Genomic DNA, 14,942 nt, shown 5'->3' on the forward strand with positions numbered 1-14,942 from the left:
CATCGATGCCCTTTTCCTCGTCGTCGTTGATGATGACGCGGTTGTTGCCCTTCTGGACCACCTTTCCCTCGACAAAGAGCAGCAGTCCCACAAGAATCAGGATCACCGAGACAAAAACAGCGCTTCCTACAAGGTATATCAACGGTCTCTCCTTCTTTCAGAGCCTGTTTGAAAATCTTGGATCAAGTCGCACATCTGACGGGTTCGTAAAAAGCTTGAGATCAAGGCTTGCAAATCCCGAGGAATGAGGCGTACTGACGGTACGCCGCAGTGACGAGGGATGAAGCGTAACGCAGATATCGAGCTTTTTACGAACCCGTCAGAGGGTGATACCCGAGAACAGCATGAACCCCATTGCCATCAGCCCGGTCATGATCATGGTGATGCCGAACCCGTCAAGGCCTTCGGGTACGTTGGCGTAGCGCATCTTGATCCGGATGGCGGCCATGGAGACGATGGCCATGAGCCAGCCTACGCCGGACCCGAAACCGAAAACCACCGTTTCGATAAAAGTGTAGTCCCGCTCCACCATAAACAGAGAGGCGCCCAAAATGGCGCAGTTAACCGCGATCAGCGGCAAAAACACCCCCAGCGCCATGTACAGCGTCGGCGAAAATCGGTCGATCACCATCTCCACCATCTGCACGATGGCGGCGATCACGGCGATGAAGGTGATGAATTTTAAAAAACTCAGGTCGATGGACTCAAGGCCGGCCCAGCGTAAGGCCCCGGGTGAAAGCAGGTACTTGAAGACCAGCCAGTTCACCGGCGCGGTGATGGAGAGCACGAACACCACGGCAAAACCCAGACCGATGGCCGTGTCCATGTTCTTGGATACCGCCACAAAAGAGCACATCCCCAGAAAATAGGATAACAGGATGTTGCCCACGAACACCGAATTGAGAAACAAACCGATCAGGTTTTCCATCTGCATCATTCCCCGGCCGTATCCGGCCGCCCATCATACCATTTACCAGTCACTATAAAGCGGCTGGAAACATTACCTTTTGTCTATCACCCTTTGCCGACTTAATAGAAAAATAACAAAATACAAGCACCAAATTTCAAATAAATTCCAAGCTACGATATCCAAATCTCAAACAAGGGCAAAAACCAGCAGTTGATTGTCATTTTGTCTTTGCCAACATTGATGGTTAGAATTTCCTTTTTCCATGATCATGAAGTTTGGAATTTTAGATTTGATTATTGTGATTTATTTGTCATTTGTTTTTTGGATATTGTTGTTTATTCGATTTTTATAATTTATTTACTTAACCTCTCCATTCCATCCACCTATCAACTCAACTTTTCATCAGACTCTTCTGCAGCCACACCAACAACCCGATGATAATAAAGGCCGCCGGCGCCAACTGCATGAATCCCATATTCATGTATCCGTGGTCGTAAAAAGCCTGGGGAACCACGGAAAAACCGAAGAGTTTGCCGGCACCGAGCAGTTCGCGGATAAACGCCACGGTCACCAGCACCAATCCATAGCCGGCGCCGTTGCCCAGTCCGTCCATGAACGACTGCACCGGCGGGTTTCCCAGGGCATACGTTTCCGCCCTGCCCATGACGATGCAGTTGGTGATAATCAGACCGACAAACACGGAAAGCTGTTTGCTGATGTCGTAAAAATAGGCCCGCAGCACCTCGTCGGCGAGGATCACCAGCGAGGCAATCACGGACAGTTCCACGATCATGCGCACATTCCTGGGAATCACGTTGCGCATGGCCGAAATGGTCAGGCTGGAAAAAGCCGTGACAAAGGTCATGGCCAGGGCCATGACGATGGCGGTATTGAGCTGCACCGTAACGGCCAGGGCCGAGCAGATCCCCAGGCTCTGGATGAAGACCGGGTTGTTCTTGGCCAACGGTTCGGAAAAGGCCTTGAATGTCAGTGATTGGGTTAGTTTCATGGCAATGGATTCACGCATTGGTATCAGTCCATAAATAGCATCTTTCGGCCCAGGCCGGCGTTCTCGCTCAGCTGAAACCCTCGACGTAGCCCTGCTACGCCTCCGGCTTCAACCTCGTTGTGGCCTTGGCCTGAACCAAAATCTACCATTTATGAACTGACACCGGTTAGTGGTAAGTTTTCGCATCCTACATGATTTAAGCTGTTGAGCTGTTGAGCGAAAAGGACGAAAAACCATATTGGCTTACCAGCTTACCGGCTGTCCCCTCAGCTGCCCGCCGGCAGGGAGACCGGACCGGCCCGGAACTGTTCGGACAGGGGTTCGTAGTCCAGCAGGATCTCTTTGAGGCCTCCGGTGAGAAACTTGCCGGTAAGCGTGGCACCGGAAATCCCGTCCACATAGTTGGCCTGCCGGTCCGCAGCGATGGCATCGGCGACCTTGCCCTTGGCGATACCCACGGCGGCAAAATCTCCCGCCTCGTCCACGATCCGCTTGCCCACGAAGTTTTCCTGGAACCAGGGCTTTTCGATCTCGCCGCCCAGTCCGGGGGTCTCGTTGTGGCTGTAAACGGAAAATCCGGCAACGGTCTTGCCGTCTTTTTCGATGGCCACGTAGCCGCGGATCTTGCCCCACAGGCCGCGGGAGACCACTGGAAGGATGTATGCTGCCGGCTGGGCATCCTTAACGTAAAAGCAGACCGGAATGGCGTCTGAGTCCCCTCCAACGATCCGGCCGGTGCCGTCCATGGCATAGCAGCGAATCTTGTCTTGATAGAGCCGCTCAATCTGGGCAACGGTGGCCTGCCGATCGTAATCGAGGAGTCCCACGGACTTCAAAATGTTTTTCTGCCGGTCAACGGCCACATTGCGCAACTTCCGATCCTTGAGGCCGGTGGCGGCGCCGGTAAGCAGCAGACTGCACACCAGGGCAATCGCAACGGTGAAGGCAATCGATTTTAATTGATCAGACATTGGGCACCCTTTTCCTCAGCCGCGCCTTAATGACAAAATGGTCCATCAGCGGGGCAAAGAGGTTCATGAACAAGATGGCCAGCATCACCCCTTCCGGATAGGCCGGGTTGAACACCCGGATCATCACTGTCAGGGCACCGATGGCAAATCCGTATATCCACCGGGAGAGTTCCATGCCCGGCCCGGACACCGGATCGGTTGCCATGTATACGATGCCGAAGGCAAAACTGCCCATGACCAGGTGCCAGACCGGATGCACAGAAAACATGGTAGCTGTCTGTCCACCGGAGGAGAGGTAGATCAGGTAGCCGGGGTAAGCCACGGCCAGCACGCCGACAATGCCGCCGATCATGATCCGGTAGTTACCTACGCCCGTGAGCACCAGGAAAACGGCGCCGAGCAGGCACATGAGGGCCGACGTCTCGCAAACACTGCCGGGAATGTTGCCGATAAAGAGTCGCTGGAAGGTGTAGCCGGCCTCACCCAGGATGCGGGAAGCCGATTCACCGGCGGTCGCCAGGGGCAACAGGGCCAGTGGGGTGGCCGCCGTCACCGCGTCGACTGCCTGCTGGCCGCTCTGCTCGACCAGGGTCCAGACCCGGTCGCCGGACATGTTGGCCGGGTAGGCGAAAAAGATGAACGCCCGGGCCGTCAATGCCGGATTGAGAATGTTCCTGCCGGTACCGCCGAAAATCTCCTTGCCGATCACCACGCCAAAGGAGATGCCCACGGCCACCTGCCACAAGGGGGTCGTCGGCGGCAGGGTCATGGGAAACAGCAGGCCGGTCACCAGAAAGCCCTCACTAATATTGTGCTTGCGAATCGAGGCAAACAGGACCTCCCAGAACAGGCCCACGGCATAGGAGACCATCAGCATGGGCAGCACCACCCGTGCACCTTGCATGATCACTGGAACGAAGCCCAGATTCAACCCCGAGGCCAGGTGGCTTTGGTATCCGGTGTTGTATATGCCGAAGAAGAAGGGCGGCATGAGCGCAATGATCACGAAGGTCATGAACCGCTTCAGGTCCAGGCTGTCGCGCACATGGGCGTCGGACCGAGTGGTCAGCGCAGGGGCGAAGGCCACCGTTTCGATGGCATCGAACAGGGGGTGCAGTTTCTCCAGACGGCCACCGTTTTCAAAATGGGGTCGGGTAGTGTTGAATAAACGTTTGAGCGCTTTCATCATTTTCCATTCTCTGGCAGCAGGTCATCCTCGCCCGATGGATCCCGGGGCTCAGGAAATCTCCTTGTAATATTGGGCTTTGGCAACCTGAAACACCTCGCGCAATTGAATCTTGGATGGGCAGGCATAGGTGCACAAGCCGCACTCGGCACAGTCGAGCAGGCCATGGGCAAGGGCCTCTTCCACCTCGTCGGCCACCAGGCACTTCATGGTGAACTGGGGCAGGATGTCCACTGGGCAGATCCGGGCACAGGTGCCGCAGTTGACGCAGGCCCGCACCTCCCCGTGCTGCCCGCAATCCATGGGAAAGGGCTTGCGACGGAAGGCGGACAGAAAGGCCGTGGAGTAGCTGGGCTTGCTGGTGCCCGGGCGAATGAAACCGAAGGGCTCTTCCCGATCGCCGTCGTCAATCAGATTCAACGCGTTCTGGTAAAACCCCATGAAGCTGTCGGGACTGCCGGCATAACCGGTGAAAACGCCCCCCACGATGGTTCGGGCAGCCTGCCCACCCGCCGGGCCACCGCTGCATAGCAGGCTCAACGGCACACCGGCCCGGGTCGATACATGTCCGGCGGCGGGTGCAAGACTCCCGCCCACCGTCATGATGCGTTGCACGGGATAGCGACCGGTCCGGATATAGTCGCCCAACAGAATCACATCCTGGCCATCGATGAACCAGGCACGGTTCTGCTCCGATCCGGTCCGGGTCCGGTAAAGCTGAACGCTGGGATTGCCCGACGGATAGCAACCCGTAAACCGTTGTACCACGGCCTGGTCTGGAAGCGCCGACAAAATCGATTCGTCCCCGGTTAGGTTGATCACCACCCGGTCGCACAGTTTGTCCAGCACATCCATGCCGAGACCAAAGCGGTCTTCCCTGCTTTTAAGGGTTACCACCGGGTCCGGTCCAAAGGGCTCGTCGCTGCCTAAGCGCACAAAAATGGACGGTGGAACGGTGTTGGGGTCAGCCAGATCCATGAAGGGCAATGTTCTGAGAAACGGCCACATCCCGCCGGCGAGCAGGGTGTCCACCAATGCCTGCCGCGGTATTGCGTCCAGTTGCTCAACCGTTGGTACATCAAAGGCGTCACACGGTTCATCCTTGTCCAACGCGATGATAATCTGCCGAATGATCCGCCGTGGACCGAAAACAATGCGCGTCACCCGGCCGCCGCCGGGAGAAAGAAAACGAATGCGGGTATTGCGCTTGTCCTCGAAAAGGGGGGTACCGATGGACACCAAATCGCCCTCTTCCACCAGCAGCCGGGGTTTGACAAAAGGGATCCGTTCGGGAACCATGCCCACTTGGTGTGGCGTATCCAGCCGGTGCAGGTCCCGTCCGGGGGCTCCGGCAATCCGAATCGAAAACCCCTTTTTCAGGTGTATGGCATTCATCGGTTAACCTTGGTTATGGCACACAGGGTGCCGATTTAAAAAAAGGAATACTTTGACACGTATTACACGGATCTGCAAGCCGTGAATCCTTCCCGGACCTGAATCGGAGAGTTCCGCAGCGACCGGTGATCAACCTGCAGCGGGGGACGGCTCCCCTTGACATATGCTCGATTTCATCTTAGGAAAAGACTATACCTTTTTCCGGAGATCATGGGCGTGGAAATCGATAAAAAAACGAGGATGACGCGACAGCGGCGGGTCATTCTAGAAGAAATCCGCAGAACCAACAGCCATCCAGCCGCCGATGAAATTTACGAGCGGGTCCGAAAACGGCTGCCCAGAATCAGTTTAGGCACCGTTTATCGAAACCTCGATGTGCTTTGCGAATTGGGAGAAATCCAACGGCTGGAACTCTCCGGCGCCATGAAACGATATGACGGCATTCCCAAAAAACACTACCATATCCGCTGCGTCTGCTGTGGTCGCGTTGACGATGCGCCCATCGCACCGCTCAACGAACTGGAAGATGACCTCTACGGCACCACCGTCTATGAGATCATTGGCCACAATCTGGAATTCACCGGACTGTGTCCCTTATGCTCCAGACAGCAGAATCAGCAGCAAGCGGCCAGTTAGGCCGGATCCGAAACGCGCAATATCCTTTTTATTCCAGATGGTTGTATTATGATACAGACCTGTTTCACACAAAGCATGAGACAATACGAGTATATTGTTCCGAGGCCGACCGTCAACCCAAATGCCCTCAACACCCGCCGACCACACCGGCAACGGGAACGCTCGCGGGCGATTCCCGCACACAACAACCGGCATCGACCCTGGCATGTAATTTGAATCTCATGCATTGGATATCCGGCCCGACACTCCGTAACGATTGATCTTTCACCCCAGACCATAAAAGAGGTGTACCAATGGAAGCGTGCAAACCAGTTCTCAACACAGGATTAAGGGGCGTAACCATCGCCAGTACAAAAATCAGCGATGTAAAGGGTGCCGAAGGAAAACTGCTCTACCGGGGATACCGGGTCAAGGACCTGGCCGGTAAAATCTCATTTGAGGAAGTGGTCTACCTGCTGCTCTTCGAACGGCTGCCCGGCAAGGAGGAACTGGCAGGCTTCAAACAACAGATCGCCGACCAGCGGGCGGTACCCGAGGAGATTCTCACCGCCATGAAGGCCATGCCCAAAGATTCGCTGCCCATGGATGTACTCCAGGCCACGGTCCCCATGATGGCGAACCATGACCCGGATATCCGCAAGACAGACATCGACAGCACCACCCGAATGGCCGTTCGCCTGACTGCCAGGTTCGCCACCGTCGTGGCGGCCTGGGACCGGATTCGCAACGGCAAGGACCCCGTTGCCCCTGACCCCGGCCTGAGCCAGGCAGCCAACTTTCTGTACATGCTCAACGGTGAGGTGCCCGATGACGAACTGGCCAGCTTCATGGACACCGGGCTGGTGCTCCACGCCGAACACTCCTTCAATGCCTCCACCTTTGCCGCGCGGGAGGTGGCCTCAACCAAAGCCCATATTTACGCGGCAGTGGCCGCCGCCGTCGGCTCTCTCTCCGGCCCCCTTCACGGCGGCGCCAACACGCGGGTGATGCAGATGCTGCTGGAGATCGGCGAGGTGGACAAGGTCGACGATTACGTCACCAGCATCCTCGACACCGGCGGTGTGATCATGGGACTGGGCCATGCCGTCTATCAGGTGGACGACCCCCGGGCGCGAATCCTCGAACCCATGTCCCTGTCCCTTGGAAAACGGGCCGGAGACACCCGCTGGTACGATCTCTCCAAGGCCCTGGAAGTCAAGGGCAAAGCCGCCTTTAAAAAGAAAAAAGGCAGGGACATTTATGTCAACGTCGATTTCTACAGTGCCTCCCTCTACTACTACATGGGCATCGCCGTGGATGTGTTCTCCCCCATCTTCGCCATCTCCCGCATCGCCGGATGGTCGGCGCATGTGATCGAAGAGCAGTTCGGCGGGGCCGCGGCAAAACCGACTTTGTACCGACCGGAGTCCGACTATGTCGGCGATTACTGCGGACCCGACGAATGCGCGTTCGTTCCCATGGATGAGCGATAATTTCCCCCGGATTTTCTCAACCCTTAGCACGAGGCTCGACACAGAAGATGAAAAAATGGAAATGCTTGGTCTGCGGCTACATTCACACCGGCAATGAACCCCCTGAGAAATGCCCGGTCTGCGGGGCCCCCAAAAGCCAGTTCATCGACGTCACCGAACTGGAGGCCCCGGCGCCGAAGCCAGCTCCGCCCGCCGCTCCCGAGACCCAACCGATAGCGGATTCACCGGAAATATCCGCACCGGCGGCTGCGACCAAAACGGCAGCACCCGAACCGCTTTCACCATTCAAGGATTCACGCTACCGACAATTGTTCGAAATGCTGACCAAATACCACGGGCACCCCATTTCGGTCCATATTCCCAATGGCCTTTTGCCCGTTACCGTCCTTTTAATTATCCTTTCGGCCCTGTTCGGCATCAAGGGGATGGCCACCGCGGCCACCTACAACCTGGGTGCGGTAGCCCTGTCCATGCCGCTGGTCCTGTTTTTAGGCTGGGTGGACTGGCAAAACCGCTTCAACGGTGCCATCACCAATGTCTTTATCGTAAAAATCGCCTGCGGCATCATCGTCACGGTCACCGCCTGGTTTCTGTTTATCTGGCTGCTGGTCAACCCGGCGGTGGTCACCACCCCCCAAGCCTCCCGGGTTGCCTTTTTCCTGATCAACCTTATTATGCTGGGTGCGGCTAGCATCGCCGGATGGTACGGCGGAAAGCTGGTATTTAGAGACTGATAAGGAGAACCAAGTAATGAATCAGGCACACGATATTGACGAAGCACAGATGCAGCAAGTCCAGTTGGAGCTGACCCGCATTCTCAGCGGCCTTAAGCATGAAATACCCATATTCCTGTTCACCCAGGTGGGCAAAAACGACGTCTTCAACGATGCCGCTCGGCAGGCCCTGCGGTTTTTCAGGCAATTGACCGACAAGATCGTCCTGCGGGAGTTCGACCTGACCCATGAGAAGGCCAAGCAGATGGGCATTGACCACTCGCCCACCCTGGTCTTCGATCCGGACCGCTACAACGTCCGCTGGCTGGGTGCGCCATTGGGTGAGGAGGGTCGCATCTTCCTGGAAGTCCTGCTGCGCATCGGCACCGGCAAAAGCGACCTGAGCGAGGCGGCCCTGGACGTACTGAAAAAGATCGATCAACCCCGCCAGGTGAAAGTCTTCGTCAGCGCATCGTGCCCCTACTGCCCCCAGCAGGCATTGAATGCCCTCAAGGCTGCCGTGGCGAGGCCGGAGATGGTTTCCCTGGAAATCATCGATATTCAGGCCAATGCCGAATTGGCCGATCAGTATGGCGCGCACTCCGTGCCCCAGACCTTTTCCAATGATGTACTCACCGCTCTAGGCGCCCAGACCGAAGAGCTGTTCATGACCTCCCTGGACAAGATGGCCCAGCAGACCATCTTCATTCCCGAAAGCGACGCGGAGGAGGTGGAGTGCCAGTTGGTGATCATCGGCGGCGGCCCGGCCGGCCTGACTGCCGGTATCTATGCAGCCCGCAGCGGCCTTAAATCCGTAGTGGTGGAAAAAGGCGTGCTGGGCGGACAGGTGGCTCTGACCCCGGTGGTGGAAAACTATCCCGGCATGAAGGAGGTCGGTGGCAAAACTCTGGTGGACATCATGGTCACCCACGCCCTGGAATACGTACAGATCTTTCCCGGTGAAGAGGTGGTCGACATCATCCCCGGTGAGCCGCACATTGTCCAGACCTCCCGCAGAAAATTCAAGACCCAGACCGTACTCTTCTCAACCGGCGCTTCCCACCGGCACCTGGGCGTTCCGGGAGAGGAGCGCTTCTCCGGCCGTGGGGTCAGCTACTGCGCCACCTGTGACGGGCCATTGTTCAAGGGCAAACGGGTCTTCTTGGTCGGCGGCGGCAACAGCGCGGCCACCGAGGCCCTGTACCTCAAAAACGTGGGGGTGGACGTAACACTGGTCCACCGGCGAGATCGCCTCAAAGCCCAGGATGTTCTGGTCAAGCAGTTGATCGACAACCAGATCCCCATCCTCTTCAACACTGAAGTCAAGGAGATCCGGGGCGAGAATCGGGTCACGGAAGTGGTCTTGTTCAACAACGCTACAGGACAGACGGGACCCCAATCCGCCGACGGGGTATTTATGGCCATCGGCTACGATCCGGCCGTGGATCTGGCCAAAAAGGTGGGCCTGGAACTGACCCAAGACGGTTTCATCAAGCAAGACCGCTTCCGTACGAATATCCCGGGCATCTACGCTGCCGGAGACGTGACCGGGGGCTTCAAACAAATCGTCACCGCCGCGGGCTACGGTTCCGAGGCGGCCTTGGCCGTATTCGAAGATATCATCGATCCTTACTGGAAAAAATAATGACCGGGTGTTCACCGACCGGGGCTCCGCACCCGCCCAAAACAGCGGGTTACAGCCGGGTGACCATGTGCCACATGATGCTGCCCCAGGACACCAACCCGGCAGGCATCGTCCACGGCGGCGTCGTCATGAAACACATCGATGACGCAGCCGGGGTGGTGGCCCTGCGGCATACCCGCTGCAGTGTGGTCACCGCTTCGATCGACCGCCTGGACTTTCACAACCCGGCCTTTATCGGCAATCTGCTAAGCCTCAAAGCCAGCTTGAACCTGGTCGGCACCAGTTCCATGGAAGTAGGGGTGCGGGTGGAGACCGAAGACCTGAAAACCGGAGAAATCCGGCATACGGCATCGGCCTATCTGACCTTTGTGGCCCTGGACGACACGTTCCGCCCCCGGCCGGTTCCACCACTTATCCTGGAAACCGATGAAGAACGGCGGCGCAACCGCCAGGCCCAGGCCCGGCGCCGGGTGCGCCTGGCTGAGAAAAGCCGTGAAACCTCCTGCCGGACAGACCCGCAAACCTGTCAGGCACCTCCTGATTAATCCTCGACAGAAGCCGGTCGGACAGATCAACCGTCGTGCAATATCAGTTCAACGAAACAGACCTGCTGGCGGCGATATCCCTAAGATGGGAAATGACCTTTGTCCGCCTGCGTGCGGATCTCTCCCTTGCCGGCAGCCCGGAACGCACCGCATGGCGAAGCGTGGTTGAAACCAGCGACGGACGACTTTATGTACTGGAAAAAATTCCCTCTAAGAATTACGGCGGCAAGCGTCGGATAGCCGAAATTCTCCAACAGCTGTCTGGCCGGGGGTTGCAGCAGGTTGTTGCTTACCTGCCGGATGACGGCGGCGAATTCATCCACCTGATCAACCACGGTTTGTGGCAGTTGAGCCCTTACGTCGGCGGTGTCGTTCTGGACCGGCCCGCCTACGCCATGGACGGATGGCGGGGCGACGCGGTAGCGGATTTTCTCATCCGTTTCATCGTCACCGGCAGGCAAACCCCTACGGCTTTGGAGACATCGTCCTTTTCCATCGCCGCTTACACCCTGGACCTATTCACAACGCTGTCCACCCGGGAACCGGAAATTGCCGACCGCTATCGGCCGTTTATGGCTCACTTGAAAGAACGCCTGTTCCCAATTGCCAATGGGCTTCCCATGGGTTTTTGCCACGGAGACGTGCATCCCATCAACATTATATGGGGTGACCGGTCCATTCGTGCAGTCATCGACTGGGAGTTCTGCGGTATCAAACCTGAGATTTACGATCTGGCCAACCTGCTGGGATGCCTGGGGATGGAAGATCCGCAGAGCCTGGGCGGTCCTTTCGTGCACCGTCTGGTCAGCCGGATGAGGCGATCGAACATCTTTTCCGACGAGAGCTGGAACGCCCTGCCGGACCTGATGCTGGCCATCCGCTTTGCCTGGCTCAGCGAATGGATGCGCAAAGATGACCAGCCGATGATCCGCCTGGAGGCCGACTATATGGCGCTGTTAATGGAGAATCGATCGGACTTGGCTGACCGCTGGGATCTATCAGGATAAACCAATTCGATTGATCTATAACTGAGGCGATAAGATGGGCACTTCAATTGTCAACTGATCAAACAAGGAGCTGTCACCATGATCAAAGTCAAAACTTTCACCAATGAACTGAAAACCTTGCATACCATGAAGGCATTGGACGACCTGGATACGCGAGTCAATACCTTCATTCTGGAAAACAGTGTGGAATCAGTCATATCTGTCTCAGACACCTGCACCACCGGTGACGATGGTACGATCGGCATTATTCGGGTCTTGGCATATAAACCGTCCTGACTGAGCCGGTCAGGATATCATTGAAAAGTTGTCTCCGTGCGCACACAGCTAACCCGGTCGGGGTTGGATCGATCGGGTCTATTCCGGCAGCCTGACCACCATCACCGGGATGGTGCTTCTTCTCACTACCCGACGGGCCGTTCCGCCCATGAGTGCTTCCTTGAACATGCCTAAACCCCGGGTGCCCATGATGATAAGGTCCGCGTCGTTTAGATCGGCCTGATGAAGAATCTCGTCGGTGGCGATGCCCTCCTTGACGATGATCTTGTCCACCTGAAAGGTGCAGGCATCCACCTCGTTGCTGATTTCATCACAGAAGTTACTCAGCCGGCCCTTGATGGTGGAGATGAAGTCGGCCTGTTTTTCCTCCTGGAGCTTTTTCCATTTCTCTTCACCCACGTATCCATGAATCTGCAGAAAGGTTTCCGCGGTGAGTTTTTCAACGACGTGGAGAATGGTGATGCGCGCACTGTACTGCTGACCCAAACTGGCAGCATAATTGTAAGCGTAGCGTGCATTTTCAGACAGATCGGTGGCATAGAGAATATTTTTTATTTGCGGAAGCATAGTCACTCCTGTGCAGGTGTCTTCGCCGACCCAGCGGCGGATTCAAGTCGTACGGTATTGATGCGGACTTCACCCCAGGGCCACATCCAGGATCATCATGGTGGTAAAGCCCAGTACGGTGCCAATACTGGCGATGTCTCCATTATTGCCCCGCTGGGATTCGGGAATCACCTCTTCGATCACCACAAATATCATGGCCCCGGCGGCAAAGGCCAGGGCATAAGGAAGGATCGGGTAGAAAAACATGACCGCCGCCGCCCCCACCACGCCGGCCACCGGTTCCACCATGCCGGATAACTGGCCATACCAAAGGGCTTTGCGCCGGGACATGCCTTCTCGTCTCAAAGGAAGCGACACCGCCATGCCTTCGGGAAAATTCTGCAGGCCGATGCCGATGGCCAGGGCCACGGCCGCCCCCACAGTGGCGAATCCCACTCCGGACGCTGCGGCTCCGAAAGCCACGCCGACCGCCAGCCCCTCCGGGATGTTGTGCAACGTGATGGCCGTCACCAGCAGCGTCGAACGCTGCCAGGAGGTCTTCGGACCCTCGGCTTCGCTGACGGGAAGGCCCAGATGCAGGTGGGGCAGCACCATGTCAATCAGACGCATGAAGAGGGCTCCGCCTAAAAAGCCGACAGCTGCCGGCAGCCATGGAATCGAGCCGGCCTCCTCCGCCATCTCGATGGCCGGGGCCAGCAGGGACCAGTAACTGGCGGCAATCATCACACCACCGGCAAACCCTAAGGAGGTGTCCATCAGCAGCGGGCTGACCCGTTTGGTGAACACGACGATAGCGGCACCCAGGGACGTCACGCCCCAGGTGAACAAGGTGGCCAGCAGGGCCTGGGTAATAGGGTTGAACTGAGAAATATAGTCAATCATCTCACTCCTCCGAAACGCGGGCGAACCGTCCGGCAAGCACCCACCTGTGCATGACTGAGGCCACACGCATCCAATCCAAAGCAACGCGTTCTTGTCATCAATCTCCCAATTGGGCCATGTGATCGTCGTATAGGGTTTCGAAAGTCTGTTTATGCTTGGCCTCTTCCTGGGCCAGCATTTTGAAAAGCCTGATGCAGTCCGCATCGTCAGTTTTGGTGGCCAGCGCGTTGTAAAGCCGCAGGGCCTTTTCCTCGCGCTTCATGGCCAGCCTGAGAATTTCGGCGAAGTCCATGCCCGGTTCGTACTTCATGTCCACGATGTAGTCACTGCGCTTGATATCCGGAATCCACACGTAATCGTACTCCACCACGGACCGATTGCCCTTCTTGAACTCCTCTAAAAGAACCTGGTGCTTTCTCTCCTCTTCAACAAATTCGGCAAGCGTCTGTTTGGATGCCGGAAAGGTTTCCCTGTCGACCAGTTTCTGGTAAAAACTGACCGCCTGTATTTCCCTTTCAATGGCAAAATCGAGGATCTCTTCGAAGGAATTGAAATTCATGCTACCCCCTTGATACGGAAAATGGTAATCGATGAAACGGAATTTAAGAAACGGCCACTATCTTTCACTTGTGCAACAGCCGGTTCGCAATTAAACCTGCGGATGCGCATGAACATACTAAAAAAGCAACTAACATGCCATTGGTTTTTTTGATAACGGACCCAATCGGCTCCTCTTTACCCCAATGTTGCATAAAAATATTTAAAAAGTTAGCTAAACTATTGGAAACATAATTGATATAGTCAAGTTGTTATCATTTTCTGGATGTCACGAATGGTGAAGTCCAAGAATGTCAGGGTTTTTCTCATTTGTTTACCTTTCAGGAAAGCTGGAGGACTTCAGATTCCCGTCTTCAACGGGATCTGCGACCCGCGTAGTCAAGGGATCGCGGTAGCCGATTACAGCTTCACCCTTGACGCCTTGTTGGAGCGAAGCAGAAATCCCGCTACCGGGGGCTCTCAAGCCCTCCAGCTTTTGCAACGTTGGGGTTTACGATGGTGGTCAAATAAGTTGTAACAATTCAGTGCCAATGGAGCTCTATAGCCCACAACAACCAATCGTCCAACCCGCTTCAGGAGGTGTAACATGAACATTGACCGCATGATTCTCGCTTTTGCCGGATCCATGATCCTGATCTCCCTGCTTCTGTCTCAGGTTCACAGCATATACTGGCTGTGGTTCACCGCTTTTGTCGGTGCCAACCTGCTGCAGTCCAGTTTCACAGGATTCTGTCCGCTGGCGAAGATTCTCAAACCGTTGGGTCTCAAACCGGGCAGCGCCTTCGATTGAGATCGAAAGCGAGCAAAAAAAGATGAACTCGTAAAAAGTCGTATTTCCGACGGATTCGTAATAAGCCCGAGATCAAGGCTTGCGAATCCTGAGGAATGAGGTGTACTTACGGTACTCCGCAGTGACGAAGGATGAAGCGTAACGCAGATATCGGGCTTTTTACGAATCCGTCAAAAAAGAACGTCCGCCCAATCAAGGCATCTTGATCCACACACGATGTTTTCCGGGACAGTGCGCCACAGCTTCAGGTGTGGCCATACAAAAAGACCGGTGCTCATAAAAAAAACACCGGTCTCAGAAAATAAAAACCTTTACCCAATGGCCAGGCAGACTGATGAGAAACGATTGCGTTTGGCCAACCCGCATTCAATTGAACACTC

16 protein-coding genes are annotated in these 14,942 nt (G+C 56.0%); 8 read left to right on the forward strand and 8 right to left on the reverse strand.

Annotation, left to right across the window (positions count from 1 at the left end):
• Positions 1-319: 319 nt before the first annotated feature.
• The 5 genes from nqrE to QNK41_RS16180 all read right to left on the reverse strand — a co-directional run bounded on the left by nqrE (position 320) and on the right by QNK41_RS16180 (position 5,471).
• Positions 320-928: an NADH:ubiquinone reductase (Na(+)-transporting) subunit E gene (gene nqrE / locus QNK41_RS16160; RefSeq protein ID WP_319258750.1), complete on the reverse strand. Its 609-nt coding sequence runs from the start codon at positions 926-928 to the stop codon at positions 320-322.
• 373 nt (positions 929-1,301) lie between these two features.
• Positions 1,302-1,937: an NADH:ubiquinone reductase (Na(+)-transporting) subunit D gene (locus QNK41_RS16165; RefSeq protein WP_319258752.1), complete on the reverse strand. Its 636-nt coding sequence runs from the start codon at positions 1,935-1,937 to the stop codon at positions 1,302-1,304.
• Between the two features lie 248 nt (positions 1,938-2,185).
• On the reverse strand, positions 2,186-2,890 hold the full coding sequence (locus QNK41_RS16170) for an FMN-binding protein (protein WP_319258754.1): 705 nt from the start codon (positions 2,888-2,890) through the stop codon (positions 2,186-2,188).
• A complete protein-coding gene (locus QNK41_RS16175) occupies positions 2,883-4,079 on the reverse strand; it encodes an NADH:ubiquinone reductase (Na(+)-transporting) subunit B (protein ID WP_319258756.1) in 1,197 nt (398 codons plus the stop codon). The genes QNK41_RS16170 and QNK41_RS16175 overlap by 8 nt, the downstream gene beginning before the upstream one ends.
• A gap of 48 nt (positions 4,080-4,127) precedes the next feature.
• A complete protein-coding gene (locus QNK41_RS16180; RefSeq protein ID WP_319258758.1) occupies positions 4,128-5,471 on the reverse strand; it encodes a 4Fe-4S dicluster domain-containing protein in 1,344 nt (447 codons plus the stop codon).
• 210 nt (positions 5,472-5,681) lie between these two features.
• Here QNK41_RS16180 and QNK41_RS16185 point away from each other — a divergent pair, with 210 nt between their 5' ends.
• The 7 genes from QNK41_RS16185 (at position 5,682) to QNK41_RS16215 (ending at position 11,765) form a co-directional block, all read left to right on the forward strand.
• The gene (locus QNK41_RS16185) at positions 5,682-6,107 is read left to right on the forward strand and encodes a Fur family transcriptional regulator (RefSeq protein ID WP_413815169.1); all 426 of its coding nucleotides are present in this window, start codon (positions 5,682-5,684) and stop codon (positions 6,105-6,107) included.
• 293 nt (positions 6,108-6,400) lie between these two features.
• Positions 6,401-7,579, forward strand: a complete 1,179-nt coding sequence (locus QNK41_RS16190) for a citrate/2-methylcitrate synthase (protein WP_319258762.1) — start codon at positions 6,401-6,403, stop codon at positions 7,577-7,579.
• Between the two features lie 47 nt (positions 7,580-7,626).
• The gene (locus QNK41_RS16195; protein ID WP_319258764.1) at positions 7,627-8,313 is read left to right on the forward strand and encodes a rubredoxin-like domain-containing protein; all 687 of its coding nucleotides are present in this window, start codon (positions 7,627-7,629) and stop codon (positions 8,311-8,313) included.
• A 16-nt stretch (positions 8,314-8,329) separates the two neighbouring features.
• On the forward strand, positions 8,330-9,937 hold the full coding sequence (locus tag QNK41_RS16200) for an FAD-dependent oxidoreductase (protein ID WP_319258766.1): 1,608 nt from the start codon (positions 8,330-8,332) through the stop codon (positions 9,935-9,937).
• Positions 9,937-10,482 carry an acyl-CoA thioesterase gene (locus QNK41_RS16205; protein ID WP_319258768.1) on the forward strand — a complete coding sequence of 182 codons (546 nt, stop codon included), beginning with the start codon at positions 9,937-9,939 and terminating at the stop codon, positions 10,480-10,482. The genes QNK41_RS16200 and QNK41_RS16205 overlap by 1 nt, the downstream gene beginning before the upstream one ends.
• Positions 10,483-10,517: 35 nt before the next feature.
• Complete coding sequence (locus QNK41_RS16210; RefSeq protein ID WP_319258770.1) at positions 10,518-11,489, forward strand: aminoglycoside phosphotransferase family protein; 972 nt, start codon at positions 10,518-10,520, stop codon at positions 11,487-11,489.
• Between the two features lie 78 nt (positions 11,490-11,567).
• Entirely contained in the window at positions 11,568-11,765 is a 198-nt protein-coding gene (locus tag QNK41_RS16215; protein ID WP_319258772.1) for a hypothetical protein, read from the forward strand.
• Between the two features lie 78 nt (positions 11,766-11,843).
• On the opposite strand, the gene QNK41_RS16220 is transcribed toward QNK41_RS16215, so the two are convergent.
• The 3 genes from QNK41_RS16220 to QNK41_RS16230 form a co-directional block, all read right to left on the reverse strand.
• Positions 11,844-12,332, reverse strand: coding sequence for a universal stress protein (locus tag QNK41_RS16220; RefSeq protein WP_319258774.1), 489 nt, complete (start codon positions 12,330-12,332; stop codon positions 11,844-11,846).
• 69 nt (positions 12,333-12,401) lie between these two features.
• Positions 12,402-13,214, reverse strand: a complete 813-nt coding sequence (locus QNK41_RS16225) for a ZIP family metal transporter (protein WP_319258776.1) — start codon at positions 13,212-13,214, stop codon at positions 12,402-12,404.
• Positions 13,215-13,311: 97 nt separating this feature from the next.
• A complete protein-coding gene (locus QNK41_RS16230) occupies positions 13,312-13,773 on the reverse strand; it encodes a ferritin family protein (protein ID WP_319258778.1) in 462 nt (153 codons plus the stop codon).
• Positions 13,774-14,358: 585 nt separating this feature from the next.
• On the opposite strand from QNK41_RS16230, the gene QNK41_RS16235 reads away from it, so the two are divergent.
• On the forward strand, positions 14,359-14,562 hold the full coding sequence (locus QNK41_RS16235) for a DUF2892 domain-containing protein (RefSeq protein WP_319258779.1): 204 nt from the start codon (positions 14,359-14,361) through the stop codon (positions 14,560-14,562).
• Positions 14,563-14,942 lie beyond the last annotated feature (380 nt).

The sequence above is a fragment of the Desulfosarcina sp. genome, assembly GCF_033791525.1.
Classification (GTDB): domain Bacteria; phylum Desulfobacterota; class Desulfobacteria; order Desulfobacterales; family Desulfosarcinaceae; genus Desulfosarcina.